Consider the following 16,457-nt stretch of genomic DNA (forward strand, 5'->3'; position numbering starts at 1 on the left):
CTAAAAATATTACCTTCTGCTTCACCTTCTTTTTACCTTCATTTGTGAAATAACCCACATATAGTAAAAAAGAAAAATTTACATAAAAAAGGTGCTGTCTGCGATTGCAGATAGCACTTTTTTCATTTGAAACTTAAGCTAGCCTAAAGACAATTCCATGTCCGCCTTTAGGGTATTCCCATTTAATATTTTGATATGGACAGCCGATCCGACAGCTTCCGCATTCATGGCAGCCCTCATAGCCTACCTGCATGCGTGTTCCTTCCCACTTATAAACCTCAGCAGGGCAAAATACTGTACAAAGCTTATCGGGACATTTTGTCATGCAGACGTCATGATCCAGTACGGTCAAATGAGATTTTGTATCACATTTAAAACGGAGGAGATACTGTTTTTCCTCGATATTTTTCGTTGACATTATTTCACCGCCTTCCAAGCACGATAAATATCTTGTATCACACGGATGGTTCCACGTTCTGAAGTCACACTCTTCATGATTTGTTTTTGTTTTTCCCGCTTCGGTGTTCCATCAACGGTAAAGAATTTGCTCATAGCTTTATTCATCATTGGAACATATTCATTAAAATATTGTGGATACTTCTCAAAGGTATGTGCAGCATCCTTATATTTCTCTAAATCCTTCATTATGAAACTACTATTTAGTGCATCACGATAGCTATTTAAGCTTGATTCACTGAAATCCCCGCGACTATGTGCCTGAACTACAGCTTCTGCAGCCATTTTTCCAGATGACATCGCCATGTTCGAACCTTCACGATGAATCGCATTGACTAGCTGTGCTGCATCTCCAACGACAATAACTCCATTTCCAGCCACTTTAGGAACGGAACGGTAGCCGCCTTCTGGTATGAGATGGGCAAGATATTCAGCCGATTCTCCCCCAGCGAGCATTGGTTTTACCATAGGGTGAGTTTTTAAGTAGTCTAGGAGCTCATATGGCTTTATTTTCGCTTTGATCATACTCGATAGTGTTGTACCTACTCCAATATTTAAGCTTTCTTTATTGGTGTATACAAACGCGGTTCCTAGGTTGCCTTTTGTTGAGTCACCAAAGATTTCAATGGTACACCCCTGATTATCTTCCAAATTAAAACGATCATTGATTTTTTCTTTTGGTAAATTAATCACTTCCATTACTGTTAAAGCAACTTCATCTGGTCGAAATTCCTTATGGAAGCCCAACTGTTTTGAAAGGAGCGAGTTAACCCCGTCTGCAAGCACAACGACATCAGCATATACCTCACCATTTGGACGGTCAGTACGAACTCCAACGACCTTACCGTTTTCAACAATACATTCAGTTACTACTGTTTCATTTATCAGAAGGGCACCTGCATCTACTGCCTTTTTGGCAAACCATTGATCAAACTGTGCACGTAGGACTGTAAAATTATTATATGGTTCTACACCCCATTCAAGACCTTTGTATCCAAATTGAACAACAGATTCTTTATCCATCATCCAAAAACGCTGTTCAATTACAGGTCGTTCCAAAGGTGCTTCCTTCCAAAATTCAGGAATTAATTCTTCCATTTGCTTCCGGTACAATACCCCGCCCATTACGTTTTTAGCCCCTGGGTATTCCCCTCTTTCAAGTAGTAAAACGTTTAGTCCACTTTTTGCACAGGTAAGGGCACATGAAGTACCTGCTGGTCCAGCACCAACGACAATTACATCAAATTTTTCAGACATAACTCATTTCACCGCCCTTTACAGATTTAATCTGCCTAAATTGTTCGGTTAATTTTGGAATGATTTCCAAGGCATCTCCAACAATTCCATATGTTGCAACATCAAATATTGGCGCATTGGGATCTTTGTTAATCGCGATAATGAAATCAGAATTTTTCATACCAACGACATGCTGAATGGCTCCAGATAAGGCAACGGCAAAATAAATTTTTGGAGTGACTGTCTCACCTGTTTGACCAATTTGAAGGTGATGCGGCAGCCAGCCAGCCTCAACAACATCACGTGTACCACCAACCGTTGCACCAATAGTTTCTGCAAATTCATATAGAAGCTGGAAGTTCTGCAAATCTCCCATTCCCTTTCCGCCACAGACGATGACATGGGCATCAGCTAACTTGACTTTTTTTGTTACGTCATTCACAATTTGCAATACCTTTGTACGCATATCTTCTTCATGAAGTGATATTTTTTCCTCAATGATTTTGCCAGTTCTCCTTGACTCAGGTTCTAATGCCTTCATTACCTTTGGTCTCACTGTTGCCATTTGCGGTCGATGTTTCTTACAAAGGATGGTTGCCATAATATTACCACCAAAGGCAGGTCTGCTTGCTTCTAGTAATCTGTTATCAATATCCACGTCTAGCATGGTTGTATCTGCCGTTAAACCAGTGTTTAAATCTGTAGCTACGGCACTTGCTAAATCTTTCCCATTGGGTGTTGCACCGTAAAGGATGATCTCTGGTTTGTATTTTTCTGCAAGGAGCATTACACCCTTCATATATGATTCTGTACGATAATTCATTAAAACAGGATGATCAACCATATATACAATGTCTGCACCATAAGAAATGATTTTATCAGCCAATGGTCTTATTTCATGACCAAGTAAAAAGCCAGCTAATGGGACTTGTAATTTATCTGCTAACTTTCTTCCTGCACCAAGTAATTCTAGAGAAACGCCTTCGACCCTGCCATCATTTTGTTCAATGAATACCCAGACTCCTCGATAATCGTCTAGATTCATATTAATTTCCCCCCTTGACAAAAAATTGTTCTATATTATTTAGATATCTGGATTGTTAATAGTTCCTTCTTCTCCATCAAAAGGTCCATAAGTTGCTTAACCTGCTCATCTATAGCACCTTCTAGTCTTTTTCCACCTTCTGGACGAGGCGGTGTAAACATCTTCCCTACAATTGTTGGTGAACCTTTTAGTCCGAGCTGCGAGCGTTCAACATTTTCAAAGTCACTTACTGCCCAAATTATCGGTTCATACCTTGCAGCTTTAATCATGTTGGTCATTGGTGAATACTCAATCTCATTAATCTCTTTTTCAACTGTTAATAAGCAAGGTATTTCTGACTGAATCAACTCATAGCCGTTTGTTAATTTTCGTTTTATCAGTACTGTCTTTTCTTTCTGATTGACCTCTGTCACTTCAATTACATTGGTAATTGGCGGGATATCCATCCTTCTTGCGATTCCGGGCCCAACTTGTCCTGTATCACCATCGATTGCATGCTTTCCACAAATAATCATATCCACTGGGTGCTCTTTATTTATTTTTTCTAAAGCTTTTGAAAGAGCGTAACTTGTTGCCAGTGTATCTGCTCCTGCAAAGGCACGGTCTGAAATTAGATATCCTTTATCTGCACCTATTTCTATACTCTTTCTTATGATTTCAGTCGCTTGCGGCGGACCCATTGATAAAACAGAAATAATCCCCCCAGTTTTCTCCTTGATTTTTACCGCCTCCTGAACAGCGTGGGCATCGTAAGGATTCAAGATAGCAGGTGCACTGCGGCGGTCGAGTGTGTTCGTTTTTGGGTTGATTTTAATAATTTTTGTATCGGGTACTTGTTTGACACATACGACAATATGCATGTAGGAATTTCCCTCCTCCATATGATCTCTAGAATTAGTGAAAGCGTTTGCTCCCTTATGGTTGAAAAATGCTTTTATTAACGATATATGTATCGCAACAGAAGCATAGTACCAAACATTGATAGATTTCTAAATTTCTTACTGGATTTTACTTAAACTAGTGATGTGTAAAAGATTCCAAACAAATCTTTATGCAATATCTGAGAGGCAGTGATAAAAGTATTAACAATTTGAAGTTATGACAAGTTGTGGTAAGATATGTAGTTAATCGTGATGTAAATATTTGATTAATAGTACTAATATAACTATATGAAATATTTAGATATAAACAATGATAAAAATCACAGTTCATGTCTAATTTTGTAGATGTCTTGATTAGGATTATTGGATAAGGAAGGAAGTATGTGATGACTGAGGTTATTTTTGGCAGTGTACTTTCAGCGCTATCTACTGGGGCAGGTGCACTACTCATTCTATTTATTCAACATTCTATTACACATCGCTGGAAGGATATTTTATTAGCCTTTAGTGCTGGTATTATGATGGCAGCTTCTACGATAGGTTTAATTCCTGAGGCATTGAAATACGGTGGATTTGCATCACTTTTTGTAGGAATCTGTCTAGGAGTATGGACGCTTACTCTATTAGAAAAAAATATTCCTCATATTGACTTACAACATAACAAATCTGGAATTCAGTTTGACGAGAAAGCTCTATTAATTATTTCTGCGATTACGCTGCATAATATTCCTGAAGGATTATCAGTTGGTGTCAGTTACGCGTCCGAGCAAGGCGATACAGGCAATCTTATCGCTTTGGCAATTGGATTTCAAAATGCACCGGAAGGCCTTCTTGTCGCATTATTTTTAATTAATCAGCGGATAGGTAAGTGGAAGGCCTTCATTATAGCGACCTTGACGGGAGCCATTGAAATCGTTACATCTTTATTAGGATATTTCTTGACATCATATGTTCAAGGTCTTGTACCCTATGGGCTTTCTTTTGCAGCCGGTGCAATGTTATTTATCATTTATAAGGAATTGATACCCGAAAGCCATGGAGACGGAAATGAGCGGGTGTCCACCTATGCATTTATCATGGGACTGCTGGTCATGGTGTACATTATTGATATATTTTCATAGGATTAAAAAAACGGGGCCTAATCGAAATGGTTGTTTTTGTATTGTTATTAAATCAATATTTTAGGCCAAATCATAATCATCTGTTTAAAAGCAAACTTAATTTCATCATTTGGCTTGGAGGATCCTTCCATAGCCTTTTGATACTTGTTTATTAATTCATCCAGCTCTTGACTATATTTTATAGTTACTTCACTCGTAAACCCAAGTGAGTTGGCACTATTAATCATTAGTTGCCTTTTTTTCTTAATCTCTTCAATCATTTCATTATAATTATTACAATGCTCGTACATGTGTTTCCGCTTCCCCCTACCTATTACCCAATTGCAGTAAACCACTAAAATTTAGACTACTTGATGAATTATGACAAGAATTTTACTAAAAGTAAACACATTCGCAAAAGTAGACAAAACTTCCTATTTCTTTTGTTTTTCGACAATTTCTTTGTTTAATATATCGGTTTTGCGACAAAATTCTTCATTTTTCATAAAAACCCTATTCCAATAAATTAATAAGTTGGGAGCTAAAAAAAACTGGCCGCTTTAACACAGCAGCCAGTTTTCCTCTTACTATTATTGAACTTCTAACTTCTCGTAAATTGGAACCCATCCTTCGGTTGTTACAAATATCCTTACTGCAACAACTTTTCTGTCTTCTTCTAAGGTAAAATAGTGTCTTGTATTTTCGGGTACTGAAATCAAGTCGCCAGGATTTAAATGTACCTCAAAGAACTCACCATCTTTTCCTTGAATGACAAATACACCGTGACCACTGACAATAAAGCGAACTTCATCATCTGTATGATGATGTTCGTTTTTAAAATTTGTCAGCAAAACATCCAAATTCGGCGTATTTTCTGACAATGAAATGACATCTTGAGCTTTGTAACCCCGTCTAGCAGAGATATCAGCGATTTCTTCAGAAAAAACACTTAATATGTCTTCTTTTTCTCCCTCACTCAAAAGATACTTTTCTACCAAATCACTAGGGAGCTTGCTAATATCCCAATTTTCATAAATAACTTCTTGAGATTCAAGGAAACTTGCAACCTCTTCTTGAACATTTATTTGCTCTTCTTTGTTTTGAAACGTAATATATGCCATTTTATATTCTTCCTTTCCATTTTTGGTTGATTAGAAGCCTTAAATATTTGGAGATGGTTTATGCTCTAATAACCGTAATTGATACCGAAATAAAAACTCAGAAGCTTCAAGTATTTTTTTCGCTTCAAATGCAGTTCTCCCCCATACCGTGATTCCATGGTTACGAATTAAAATAGCACCTGTATCACCTGAAATATGTTCAGAGAATTCAGCAGCCAGAGTCGCTATATGTGCATAATTTCGAATGATCGGTATTTTTAAGGTTGCATCCTCTTCCCACATATCAAATGCTTTAATTAGCTCTTGTCCTTTAAAGGTGACCACACCCTGATCACCATATATTTCTGAAATAACATTATTATCAATTGTATGAACATGAAGACTGCAGCCAGCATTCGTTTTACGATAAATTTCAACATGAAGAAGTGTCTCTGCTGAGGGTTTTAAATGTGTTTGTTCGACAGGATGACCAAACTCATCAACAAGTAAAAAATCTTCATCCGTACGTTTCCGCTTATCCTTACCACTAGCTGTAACCAGAAATTGGAGTGGATGATCATTTACTTTTATCGCTAGATTGCCGCTCGTACCCATAAACCAGTCACGATTTGCAAGTTCATCTTTTACATCTGCCAGATCATTCCATCTTTCCTTTATCATTTTAGTTCCCTCACCTCAATTCTTTTTTTTATTTCCTCGATACATTCGAAGAACGTACTAAATCCTTGATGAGTAATGCCCCATTCCTCACATTTCTCCTGCAGTAAATCTCTTGCTAACACAAAATTAGCATGTTTTGCTGCCTCAAGATCTGTGACCGAATCTCCGATGACAATCTTGAACAGGTCGTTTTCATGGGTCACTTTTCGAATAATGCTCGGCTTACAGCAGCCACAATTATTGTTACATAACGAATCGCATTCGTTCGGCCAAAGTATTTTAATCCTCTCACCTGAAAAATCAGATTCGTTACAATAAATACCAGCAAATGGTCCAAACTTCTCTAATATCGGATAAACAAAAAAGTCAATCCCACCGCTAACAATATATAAAGGAATCTCTTCTTTATGCGCAAATTCTACAAATTCTTTAAATCCCGGGCGGATTTTTGCATGCTCAATCGCAAACGCAGTCAACTCTTCCTTCAATTGACTAGGTAATAAGGAGAACAATTTTCCTACTCCCTCATTAATGGAAATTTGGCAAGTGAGAATTTGATCTTTAATTTCTTCCCATCCCTGAGGAGCAAATTCTTCCATCATCCGGATAATGTTATCACTTTCCGTTACGGTTCCATCAAAATCACAAAAGATTACAGGTTTTGTCATACTGTTACCTCTGCATTTCCCCATAGCTTTAGTGCCAGCTTAAGTTCTGGATACATTTCAGCCCCTTCAGACAATAACTTGCCTTGGAGATTAGTTTCAATCGCTTGTCGGAATGCAAGACCGCCGCCTCGTGCACCGTCTGGATGACCATGTACTCCACCTCCAGCATTAATAACCGAATCGATACCAAAATCACCTATTAACAATGGAACCAAGCCAGGATGAATTCCAGCCGATGGAACGGGGAACGACTTTTTAAAACTGTCCTCACTTGTTAATTCATTAGCAATCGACAGTGCCTTTGGTTTTTCTAATGCAACTGTCCCATACGGCGATGGGAACAGTGACAAATCAGCACCGGCATATCGAAGCAGTTTACCTAGTAATAAAGAATGAGATACTCCATATACGGGTGATGATGCCAATGCACCACTGAAAGCAGGATGTGCCATAAGCGGTAATGAAATTTCATCATCTTCTCTTAATTCCTGCAGCACATCTAACCCATAGGAAAACACATTGAATAATAGGAGGTCTGCTCCAAGTTCAGCAGCCTTTCTAGCTTTTTCTTTGAGCTGCGAAGTTCTGCCTGTTAGATTAACAGCATATAAAGTGCGGTGTCCTGTTTGGTCATACACTTCTTGCAGTGCTTTTTTCCCTTCGACAATTCTTTTTTCAAATGGTGTTAATTCATTTTCAAACAGGATTTCATCATCCTTGACCAAATCAACACCACCAAGGGCTTGTTGTTTTAACTGTTCGACTAAAAACTTGAGGTCTTTCCCGAGTACGCCTTTAAAGATGCTCATTAATAAAGGTCGATTATTAACGTTTAATTTATTCCTTAGTCCATCAATCCCAAATCTTGGACCAGGAAACTGCCTCTTTAATCCCTCATCAAATTGCAAATCAAGTAATTTAATTTTTCCATCCAATGAGAGTTTACCGAAAACGGTTGTTAAGATAGCAGGGAGGTCATTAGAAAAGTTTATCGTTGGATAGGCAATTTTAATCAGTGCTTGCTCTTCTGTTTCTGAGGGATTCACTTCGACTGATACAACTCTTCCTTTATGTTTACGCAATTGGTTTTGTTCTAATTCAGGCAGATTCGTCCATGACCCAACGGTTAAACCAAGGGCAATTTCTTCTGCCTTCTTGGATGGTTTCTTTTCGTTATTTAGTAGATATGTAGCAATAATTTCAGTCATTATAAAAACACTTCCTTTTATTCAAACATAAAAAAACCTCTTCAACAAAGAAGAGGTTAGCCGCCAACTAACATCTTCTCATCTTTCAGCCTTGTTGCTGCAAGAATTAGCACCGTGCTTAAAACTAGATTTAAGTCGGTTGCCGGGCTTCATTGGGCTTTTCCCTCCGCCTGCTCTTGATAAGAAAACGATTCGTATATTATTCAGTTATTAATGTGTGTTTCACTTTAATTTGCATTATCGCAAGAAAAAAATAAAATGTCAATCGATTTAACTGGCTAATCAGAATTTTAAACAAAATTCTGAACGCATAAGTGCAACTACTCTTCTGTCTTCGCCTTAAGGGGCTAGCCATTCGGGGAGTTTTCTTTAAATATTTCTAAACGACTAATTCTTTCAACGGCTTCAGCTAATCGTTCTTCTGTTGAAAGTAGTCCCACCCGAACATACCCTTCTCCAAATTCACCAAATCCAATTCCAGGTGCAACCATAATATGTGCCTGTTCAAGGAGAATATTAGCAAATTCCGTAGAGGAAAAGCCTTCAGGAACCTTAAGCCAGGCAAAAAAGGATCCCCTTGGTGCGCTGACATTCCAACCCAAGGAATGAAGCCCACTTATCAATACATTCCTTCTTCGCTCATACAACTCGTTTAATTCCTTTACACAGTCTTGAGGGCCAATTAAGGCCTCCGCAGCAGCCTCCTGTACGGCTCCAAATAAACTGACATACAAATGATCTTGTAAAAGTTCAATAGCAGAAATGACACTTTCATTCCCAATTGCAAAACCAACACGCCAGCCTGCCATATTATAGGTCTTAGATAAGGTATAAATTTCAATTCCAACTTCCTTTGCCCCTTGAACCTGTAAAAAACTTACAGGTTTCTTACCATCAAACCCGATGGCACCATAGGCAAAATCATGAACTATACAGATATCATGTTCATTCGCTAGTTTGATTGTCTCCTCAAAAAATTCATGAGTCGCTACCGCACCAGTTGGATTATTAGGATAATTGAGGAACATTAGTTTTGCTCTATCTAAAACATCCCCATTCAACTCACCATAATCCGGTAGAAAATTATTTTCCTCCCTTAGCGGCATCCTTACCATTTCGGCTTTTGCAAGTGCAACCCCTGACAAATAATCCGGGTAGCCTGGATCGGGCACGAGGATGGTGTCGCCGGGATTTAATAAACACTGCGGAATTTCGACAAGACCCGCCTTACCGCCAAACAGTATAGCCACTTCTTTATCTGGATCAATGGGAACTCCATATTCTCTAAAATAAAAATCAGCTGCAGCTTGTTTTAAATACTGGTGCCCTTGAAAGGGAGAATATTTGTGATTTAATGGATTCACCGCGGCTTCCTGAAGTTTAGCTACGATATGTGCCGGTGTTGGCTGATCGGGGTTCCCTTGCCCCAAATTAATCACATCATACCCCTGTGAAATATATTCCCCGACTTTTTTAACGAGTGAAGCAAAAAACTGCTTAGGAAGACTATTTAAAATCTCTGATGTTGAAAATTGCTTCATGGTTCTCACCTGCTTTAATGATTTATAAAAGTAATTCTATTGTTAAATTCTAGTCACAAATGATATAACTTTTATAACAGCTTGTAAAGAAAAAATTCCGAAAGTTCAAACGAGGTGAAGATTCGTGAAATTAAAAATTTCATGTATACAAATGGATATCGCCTTTGGGGATCCAAATAAAAACTATCAATCTGCTGAAAGACTCATTGAAAAGGCTGTAGCCGGCCAGCCCGATATCATTGTACTACCAGAGCTGTGGACAACAGGGTATGACTTAACTCGTCTAAATGAAATTTCTGATTATCATGCTGGTAAGACCATTGATTTCCTTCAAAAGGCAGCAAAAAGGTACAAAGTAAATTTTGTTGGCGGATCTGTAGCCAACCGAGAAGAAAACGGTATAAAAAATACCTTGCTCATCGTCAATAAGGAGGGTAAACTCGTTCACCAGTATAGTAAACTTCACCTGTTTAAGCTAATGGATGAACATGTTTATTTAGAAGCAGGCTCTCAAAAAGGACTTTTTGAAATTGAAAATAATAAATTTGCGGGGACTATTTGTTATGACATTCGCTTTCCGGAGTGGATTCGAGCACATACATCTGAAGGGGCTGAGGCACTGTTTGTGGTTGCCGAATGGCCAGCGCAGCGATTGTCTCATTGGAGAGCCCTTTTAATTGCCAGAGCCATTGAAAATCAATGTTATGTCATTGCTTGTAACCGTGCCGGTCAAGATCCTAATAACCAGTTCGCCGGGCATTCCTTAATTATCGATCCGTGGGGAGAGGTGATAGTGGAAGCTGAAGAAAGCGAAGAAATTTTATCGGCAGAAATTGAGACGGATTTAGTCAAAGAGATTCGTAAACAGATCCCTATTTTCACAGATAGAAAACCCGAATACTATAATTAATTTTCAAAAAATATTGACAATATTATTTTATTGCTGATATGATTTTCACCAGTTAAATAAATATTCTCTTATCACGAGCTGGCTGAGGGATTGGCCCTTTGAAGCCCAGCAACCGACCTTAAACAAATTGGATAATAGAGCGCTTCATGCGCTTAACGATTCCAATAAGGCACGGTGCTAATTCCAACAGAAGGATTATCTTTCTGAGAGATGAGAGGTGCGATAGACAATTTGTCTTCCCGAGCCTCTTTCAAATGAGAAAGAGGCTTTTTTGTGCCTAATGCACAATGAAGCCTCCAAAAAACAAGGAGGAGCCATTATGAGTCTACTAAAACAGAAAACATACCAACCATTAACTAACGAGAGTGCGGTAGAACTTGCACTGGAATTAAATATTTTTCCAGGGCATGCTAAACTCTCCTGCAAGGAGATTGGCGACGGAAATCTCAATCTTGTTTTTCATATTGTCGAAGAATTAAAAGGAAAAAGTATTATTATTAAACAAGCTCTCCCATATGCAAAAGTAGTTGGTGAAAGCTGGCCATTAACACTGAAAAGAGCAAAGATTGAAGCAGATGCCTTAAAAATTTTCGGGCAAATTGCTCCTGAATATGTTCCAGAAGTATTATTCACAGATGATGTCCTTGCTGTAACTATTATGGAGGATCTTTCCCATCTTTTGATCGCAAGAACTGGCTTTATTAAAGGTGAAAGCTATCCATTAATTGCTAAACATCTGGGTGAATATCTTGCTAAGACATTATTTTACACTTCAGATTACGGATTAGGCCCTGGAGTAAAAAAAGAACGTGTCCAACAATTTATTAATCCCGAATTATGCAAAATCACTGAGGACTTGATCTTTACCGACCCATTTATGGATGCAGATACAAACGAATTTGAGGATAGCCTTCGTCCAGCAGTCGAAGCTCTTTGGCATGATGAAGAAGTAAAATTTCATGTAAATGTCTTGAAGAAAAGCTTTTTAACGGAGGCTGAGGCCCTCCTGCATGGAGATTTACATACTGGAAGTGTGTTTGCTAGTAATTCTGAAACCAAAGTAATTGACCCTGAATTTGCTTTCTACGGACCTGCAGGCTTTGATATAGGTCAAGTATTTGCGAACCTCCTTTTCCAGGTTATTGTGAATGAAGAAAAACGTGATCTTTTCATCAACCACATTGAAACCGTATGGAATGTGTTTGAGGAGCAATATACATTCCTATGGAATACTGAAAATAAAGAGATTGCTGTAAAAACTTCTACATTCTTAAACTATCAGATATCCAAGTTTTTTGGGGATACCCTCGGGTTTGCAGGCTGTGAATTAATCAGAAGAACAATTGGCCTTGCACATGTTGCAGATTTAGATGGGATTGAGGACGAGCAAACCAGAATCACTGCTAAACAAAAAACGATTGAGCTCGGAAAAATCCTAATAAAACAACGAAATGAAATTAAGGATCTAACATCATTTATCGCAACTATAAAAGAACGTATATAGGTAAGAAAAGCAATCCACTTTGGATTGCTTTTCTAGTCGATTTTTGCCCACATCTCTTCTGGATTTAGTTCATAAATACCATTCTCTCGAAACATATAGTGATTAATGATAAATTCCCGGCGAATGGTTGCATAGTCATCATGGAATTTTTTTATAAACTCATTTAATTGTTTTTCTTCGTATTTTTCACCCATTTTTAACCCCTGTATCATGTGTTCAAATACGATTAATTTCTTTTTTCGTTGTGCTGGAATATTTTTTAGTTTCCCAGTTTTCGTAAAGAAATTTTCGATGATTTTTTGTCTCTCGAGACTAGACTCGACCATTTCATCCAACTCCTCTCCCTTTTTTTCTAACAGTTCTGTAAACACCTTTGCCTGCTGATTTATCAATGATTCGTTTAGGTAAAAGTAGATCGTATTCTTGACTCTTCTGTCATAAACCACATGAACTTCCCGTAATTTCTTTAAATGATGTGTAATTGTTGGAGCAGACAGGCCAAGCTTTCCAGCAATCGCCTGACCGTGGAGTGGGCCTTTCGCCAATATGGCTACTATTCGAATTCTTGTTGGGTCTCCCATTGTTTTATAAAAAGATACGATTTTATCTAATTGGATCAATTTCCTACCTCACTTTTTTATAATTTCGATAACCATCTAATTAGATATATATCAAATTAACTTTTCCATGTCAATAATTTAAAAAAGACACTCCCAAAAGGAAGTGTCTTTGATCTATTCTACTATTTACAACATTGGATTTTCATCTTTTGCTTTTAGACGCTGCCATCTTTTCTCCACTTCAGCTTCAAACTCTTCTAACATTGGCTTGTTCTCTTCTTTTAGTAGGTGTTTTGTTTTTCCCATATACTTTAACCAATCCGAAAGTGGAATTCGTTTATTCTTTTCTTCTGGATTGTAAGTGATTGTTGTAACACCCTGTTCGACTTCATAAAGCGGGAAGAAACAAGAGTTTACCGCAGCCTCCACAATGGTTGTGCCAAAACGGTCATCGGATTTCCAGTTAAGTGGGCATGTGATGAGAATTTTACCATAAACTGTTCCAACATTTTGTGCATACCATTGTGCTTTTGCACCCTTTTTCACTAGGTCCTGAGGGAATGCCTCGGAACCAGTAAATACATATGGAATATTCGTTGCTGCCATTATTTGTGCGGTATCTTTATGATGGAAAGCTTTACCACGCTGTGTTTTTCCTACACCAGAAGTACTTGTCATATGACCGATTGGCGTGGAATATGACATTTGTGAGCCGGTATTCATGTAGCCCTCATTATCATATTCAAGCATAATTAGCTTATGACCACGAAGAGCTGTACCAATAGCTGATCCCATTCCGATATCCATTCCGCCATCGCCAGTAATCATTACAAATGTAGCATCATCAGATACTTGAATTTCACCGCGGCGTTTTAATTCCATGAATGCTTCAACTGTACCTGATAATGTTGCAGCACCGTTTTGGAATAGGTTATGCATCATTGTTTGCTTATGGGATGTGCTTGGATAGGATGTTGTTGTTACATAGGCACATCCAGTTTGGAATAGTGTAACGATGTCTCCTTCAATTCCTTTAAAGAACAACTCAAGACCAGCAAAAATACCACAGCCCGGACATGCACCGTGACCTGATGCAATTCGTTTCGGTTTACCAGTTAAGGCCCTAAGTGGTGGAATTTTCACTTTTAATTTATTGGTTTCTTCATCCATCTTTACATCAATTAATCCGGTTTTAAAGACATCCCCATGTTGTGGTAAAATAACTGGTTTGAGAATTTTCTCAGGATTGCCAGGAACATGCCCATAGTAATCAAATGGCTTTTCGGCAAAGCCTTTTTCCAATGTATCCAATGCCCTATCAAAGAAAGCCTCGGCATCACTTGCATAGAAATCCTTACCTCCAAGTCCAAATACACGACTTAACACAATCGTCTTGTTGTCTTTGTCATCTTGAAGGGCAGATTTCACTTCATGTGTAAGATTAGGCCCATTTGCTCCATAAGAATCCGCGCGTTCCCCAATTAATAATGATTTTACATTCTTAAGAGCTTCGCGAATTTCTTTTGCTGGGAATGGACGAATAATATTCGGGCTGATCACACCAGCCTTTATTCCTTTTTCACGAAGTTGATCCACAACATCTTTAGCAGATTCTGCTGCAGAGTTTAATAGAAATAAAGCTACCTCTGCATCTTCCATTTTATATAAATCTAGTATAGGATATTCTCTTCCAGAAAGCTTCGCGTATTCTTCAGCTACTTCTTTAAATACCTCACCAGCATTATACATTGCTTCTGACTGCTGGAAGTGATTATTAAGGAAATCATCTCCGCTCATATGCGCACCAATTGTTACTGGTTTACTTAAATCCCTGATAAAGTTGTAATCTGTTGGGCATTCACCCACAAATTGCTGCACAACACTGCGATCCTTAAAGAATTCCACCCGGCGCTTTTGGTGAGAAGTAAAGAATCCATCATAAGCCACAATAACAGGTAAACGGACTTTAGAATGTTCTGCAATTTTTAAAGCCATAATATTCATATCATAAACTGCTTGCGGGGTTTTTGCTGTTAATATGACCCAGCCTGTATTTAAAGCATAATATAAGTCAGAATGATCTCCGCGAATATCTAATGGACCACTGACAGCACGTGTAACAAGATTCATTACCATAGGAAAACGAGTACCTGATTGGACTGGCATCTGCTCAAGCATATACAAGAATCCATTTGCACTTGTTGCATTGATTACCCTTGCACCAGTTGCTGCTGCACCATAGCAAATCCCGGCAGAACCATGCTCACCATCTGCAGGAATCAGTTTAATATCATGTTCTCCACGTGTTTTCATTTGATCTAGAAATTGAGCAACCTCTGTGGATGGCGTAATTGGGAAGTATCCCATAATATGATAATTGATTTGGGCTGCAGCCATTGCGGCCATTTCATTCCCTGATTCAAAAGTAGAAATTTGTTCTGCAATCCTTTTTGCTGTTAATTTATCTTCTAAAATAGACATTATTGGACCCCTCCTGCAATATACGGAAAGTTTTGCTTTACGCGGTGTTCATCTGCATACCCAAGTAACTCACGAAGATCACCAAGGGCATCTGTTGGACAGGCTTCCACGCACTTTAGGCAGCCTTTACAGTATTGATAATCAATACCTTTAAGGAACATTTGTTTTCTGCCGCGCTTATCCTCCCCTTCTTCCCAAACGAAACAGAAATCCGGACAAACATTGTCACAGGCTGCACAATTAATACATTTTTCTTGCTGGAATTCTGGAAGGAATCCTTGGCGTGAACCGCTTAAATCTTTATAAATACTATTAGCTTGTGAAACCATGACTCCACCGATTTCCTGGGTCATGTATCCAAGCAATGGCAATGGACGGGTAAAGGCTTTTCCTTCCGCACTGGCTGGTACTTCGTATGTTTTAAATTGAACCTCATTATAACCGCGGTCAAAAGTACGGATATTTGGTTCGACTAGATGTGGGTATTTTTTTGTGAACGTTTTTCTTATTACATCTCTCATTGATTCCGGATCTAAAAAGTCACAAATGCGATAGAGTGCACCTAGCATAGCTGTATTTACTTTCGTTTTTTCTTCAACGGCAATCGAAAGGGCATCTATTATAGCAAGTGTACCGTATTGCAATTGTAAATCCTTTTTTACTTCATCAAAATCTCTCGCGGTATTAACGAGTACGATACCATCAGCATTTAAACCGCTGACAACATTAACAGTTCTATATAAAGCTTCATGGAAAACCCCAACAATATGTGGTTGTTCAATTGGACTATGGTCTCTAATTTCCACATCTGGTTCACAGAAGCGGATGAAACTCTTTACAGGAGAGCCCTTTTTTTCGGATCCGTAGGATGAAAAATTGGATCCTTTCAAGCCAAGACTCAAAACACCTGCCTCCGCCAACATTTTTCCAGCAAGGTTAGCACCTAACCCCCCAATTGATTCAAGACGGATTTCAAAAAATCCTAGTTCATTTTTTTTCGGTAAAATAGACATAATGTCCCTCCCTGACTTCGTTCAATAAAACTCCACGAAATAGACATAAAATTTTACTATCCCACAACTATTG

At 38.4% G+C, this 16,457-nt stretch carries 16 protein-coding genes and 2 riboswitches; of the genes, 3 read left to right on the plus strand and 13 right to left on the minus strand.

Going from position 1 to position 16,457, the window contains the following annotated elements:
• Window positions 1-133: 133 nt before the first annotated feature.
• The 4 genes from M3610_RS02400 to M3610_RS02415 are packed head-to-tail and all read right to left on the minus strand — an operon-like array spanning window position 134 to window position 3,597.
• A complete protein-coding gene (locus tag M3610_RS02400) occupies window positions 134-418 on the minus strand; it encodes a ferredoxin family protein (protein WP_026566270.1) in 285 nt (94 codons plus the stop codon).
• Window positions 418-1,713, minus strand: coding sequence for an FAD-dependent oxidoreductase (locus M3610_RS02405; RefSeq protein WP_098572568.1), 1,296 nt, complete (start codon window positions 1,711-1,713; stop codon window positions 418-420). Before M3610_RS02405 ends, M3610_RS02400 begins: the two co-directional genes overlap by 1 nt.
• Complete coding sequence (locus tag M3610_RS02410) at window positions 1,706-2,737, minus strand: electron transfer flavoprotein subunit alpha/FixB family protein (protein WP_251456290.1); 1,032 nt, start codon at window positions 2,735-2,737, stop codon at window positions 1,706-1,708. Before M3610_RS02410 ends, M3610_RS02405 begins: the two co-directional genes overlap by 8 nt.
• 35 nt (window positions 2,738-2,772) lie before the next feature.
• The gene (locus tag M3610_RS02415; protein WP_098572566.1) at window positions 2,773-3,597 is read right to left on the minus strand and encodes an electron transfer flavoprotein subunit beta/FixA family protein; all 825 of its coding nucleotides are present in this window, start codon (window positions 3,595-3,597) and stop codon (window positions 2,773-2,775) included.
• 407 nt (window positions 3,598-4,004) lie between these two features.
• On the opposite strand from M3610_RS02415, the gene M3610_RS02420 reads away from it, so the two are divergent.
• Window positions 4,005-4,739, plus strand: coding sequence for a ZIP family metal transporter (locus M3610_RS02420; RefSeq protein ID WP_098572565.1), 735 nt, complete (start codon window positions 4,005-4,007; stop codon window positions 4,737-4,739).
• A gap of 47 nt (window positions 4,740-4,786) precedes the next feature.
• Here M3610_RS02420 and M3610_RS02425 read toward each other — a convergent pair whose 3' ends face one another.
• The 6 genes from M3610_RS02425 to M3610_RS02450 form a co-directional block, all read right to left on the minus strand.
• Window positions 4,787-5,029: an aspartyl-phosphate phosphatase Spo0E family protein gene (locus M3610_RS02425; RefSeq protein WP_098572564.1), complete on the minus strand. Its 243-nt coding sequence runs from the start codon at window positions 5,027-5,029 to the stop codon at window positions 4,787-4,789.
• Between the two features lie 279 nt (window positions 5,030-5,308).
• On the minus strand, window positions 5,309-5,839 hold the full coding sequence (locus tag M3610_RS02430; RefSeq protein WP_251456292.1) for a 1,2-dihydroxy-3-keto-5-methylthiopentene dioxygenase: 531 nt from the start codon (window positions 5,837-5,839) through the stop codon (window positions 5,309-5,311).
• A gap of 39 nt (window positions 5,840-5,878) precedes the next feature.
• A complete protein-coding gene (locus tag M3610_RS02435) occupies window positions 5,879-6,499 on the minus strand; it encodes a methylthioribulose 1-phosphate dehydratase (RefSeq protein ID WP_251456294.1) in 621 nt (206 codons plus the stop codon).
• Window positions 6,496-7,167 carry a 2-hydroxy-3-keto-5-methylthiopentenyl-1-phosphate phosphatase gene (locus M3610_RS02440; protein ID WP_251456296.1) on the minus strand — a complete coding sequence of 224 codons (672 nt, stop codon included), beginning with the start codon at window positions 7,165-7,167 and terminating at the stop codon, window positions 6,496-6,498. Before M3610_RS02440 ends, M3610_RS02435 begins: the two co-directional genes overlap by 4 nt.
• Window positions 7,164-8,375: a 2,3-diketo-5-methylthiopentyl-1-phosphate enolase gene (gene mtnW, locus M3610_RS02445; RefSeq protein ID WP_251456298.1), complete on the minus strand. Its 1,212-nt coding sequence runs from the start codon at window positions 8,373-8,375 to the stop codon at window positions 7,164-7,166. The genes M3610_RS02440 and mtnW overlap by 4 nt, the downstream gene beginning before the upstream one ends.
• A 75-nt stretch (window positions 8,376-8,450) precedes the next feature.
• A riboswitch (SAM riboswitch) is annotated at window positions 8,451-8,561 on the minus strand.
• A gap of 161 nt (window positions 8,562-8,722) precedes the next feature.
• On the minus strand, window positions 8,723-9,916 hold the full coding sequence (locus tag M3610_RS02450) for a pyridoxal phosphate-dependent aminotransferase (protein WP_251456300.1): 1,194 nt from the start codon (window positions 9,914-9,916) through the stop codon (window positions 8,723-8,725).
• 124 nt (window positions 9,917-10,040) lie between these two features.
• On the opposite strand from M3610_RS02450, the gene M3610_RS02455 reads away from it, so the two are divergent.
• Both M3610_RS02455 and mtnK read left to right on the plus strand, forming a co-directional pair.
• Window positions 10,041-10,826, plus strand: coding sequence for a carbon-nitrogen family hydrolase (locus M3610_RS02455; RefSeq protein ID WP_098572558.1), 786 nt, complete (start codon window positions 10,041-10,043; stop codon window positions 10,824-10,826).
• Between the two features lie 65 nt (window positions 10,827-10,891).
• Window positions 10,892-11,043: riboswitch (SAM riboswitch) on the plus strand.
• A gap of 102 nt (window positions 11,044-11,145) precedes the next feature.
• Complete coding sequence (gene mtnK / locus M3610_RS02460) at window positions 11,146-12,330, plus strand: S-methyl-5-thioribose kinase (protein WP_251456302.1); 1,185 nt, start codon at window positions 11,146-11,148, stop codon at window positions 12,328-12,330.
• 32 nt (window positions 12,331-12,362) lie between these two features.
• Here the strand turns inward: mtnK and M3610_RS02465 are convergent, their stop codons facing one another.
• The 3 genes from M3610_RS02465 to M3610_RS02475 all read right to left on the minus strand — a co-directional run bounded on the left by M3610_RS02465 (window position 12,363) and on the right by M3610_RS02475 (window position 16,384).
• The gene (locus M3610_RS02465) at window positions 12,363-12,947 is read right to left on the minus strand and encodes a DUF2087 domain-containing protein (RefSeq protein ID WP_251456735.1); all 585 of its coding nucleotides are present in this window, start codon (window positions 12,945-12,947) and stop codon (window positions 12,363-12,365) included.
• 129 nt (window positions 12,948-13,076) lie between these two features.
• Window positions 13,077-15,371 carry a thiamine pyrophosphate-dependent enzyme gene (locus tag M3610_RS02470; RefSeq protein WP_251456304.1) on the minus strand — a complete coding sequence of 765 codons (2,295 nt, stop codon included), beginning with the start codon at window positions 15,369-15,371 and terminating at the stop codon, window positions 13,077-13,079.
• Window positions 15,371-16,384, minus strand: coding sequence for a 2-oxoacid:acceptor oxidoreductase family protein (locus M3610_RS02475; protein WP_251456307.1), 1,014 nt, complete (start codon window positions 16,382-16,384; stop codon window positions 15,371-15,373). The genes M3610_RS02470 and M3610_RS02475 overlap by 1 nt, the downstream gene beginning before the upstream one ends.
• Between the last annotated feature and the right edge of the window lie 73 nt (window positions 16,385-16,457).

The sequence above is a fragment of the Neobacillus sp. MER 74 genome (assembly GCF_023714155.1).

Excerpts from the sequence above, each read along its gene's own strand:
- M3610_RS02400 (WP_026566270.1), bottom strand. The coding sequence starts at position 418 with ATGTCAACGAAAAATATCGAGGAAAAACAGTATCTCCTCCGTTTTAAA.
- M3610_RS02405 (WP_098572568.1), bottom strand. The coding sequence starts at position 1,713 with ATGTCTGAAAAATTTGATGTAATTGTCGTTGGTGCTGGACCAGCAGGT.
- M3610_RS02410 (WP_251456290.1), bottom strand. The coding sequence starts at position 2,737 with ATGAATCTAGACGATTATCGAGGAGTCTGGGTATTCATTGAACAAAAT.
- M3610_RS02415 (WP_098572566.1), bottom strand. The coding sequence starts at position 3,597 with ATGCATATTGTCGTATGTGTCAAACAAGTACCCGATACAAAAATTATT.
- M3610_RS02420 (WP_098572565.1), top strand. The coding sequence starts at position 4,005 with ATGACTGAGGTTATTTTTGGCAGTGTACTTTCAGCGCTATCTACTGGG.
- M3610_RS02425 (WP_098572564.1), bottom strand. The coding sequence starts at position 5,029 with ATGTACGAGCATTGTAATAATTATAATGAAATGATTGAAGAGATTAAG.
- M3610_RS02430 (WP_251456292.1), bottom strand. The coding sequence starts at position 5,839 with ATGGCATATATTACGTTTCAAAACAAAGAAGAGCAAATAAATGTTCAA.
- M3610_RS02435 (WP_251456294.1), bottom strand. The coding sequence starts at position 6,499 with ATGATAAAGGAAAGATGGAATGATCTGGCAGATGTAAAAGATGAACTT.
- M3610_RS02440 (WP_251456296.1), bottom strand. The coding sequence starts at position 7,167 with ATGACAAAACCTGTAATCTTTTGTGATTTTGATGGAACCGTAACGGAA.
- mtnW (WP_251456298.1), bottom strand. The coding sequence starts at position 8,375 with ATGACTGAAATTATTGCTACATATCTACTAAATAACGAAAAGAAACCA.
- M3610_RS02450 (WP_251456300.1), bottom strand. The coding sequence starts at position 9,916 with ATGAAGCAATTTTCAACATCAGAGATTTTAAATAGTCTTCCTAAGCAG.
- mtnK (WP_251456302.1), top strand. The coding sequence starts at position 11,146 with ATGAGTCTACTAAAACAGAAAACATACCAACCATTAACTAACGAGAGT.
- M3610_RS02470 (WP_251456304.1), bottom strand. The coding sequence starts at position 15,371 with ATGTCTATTTTAGAAGATAAATTAACAGCAAAAAGGATTGCAGAACAA.
- M3610_RS02475 (WP_251456307.1), bottom strand. The coding sequence starts at position 16,384 with ATGTCTATTTTACCGAAAAAAAATGAACTAGGATTTTTTGAAATCCGT.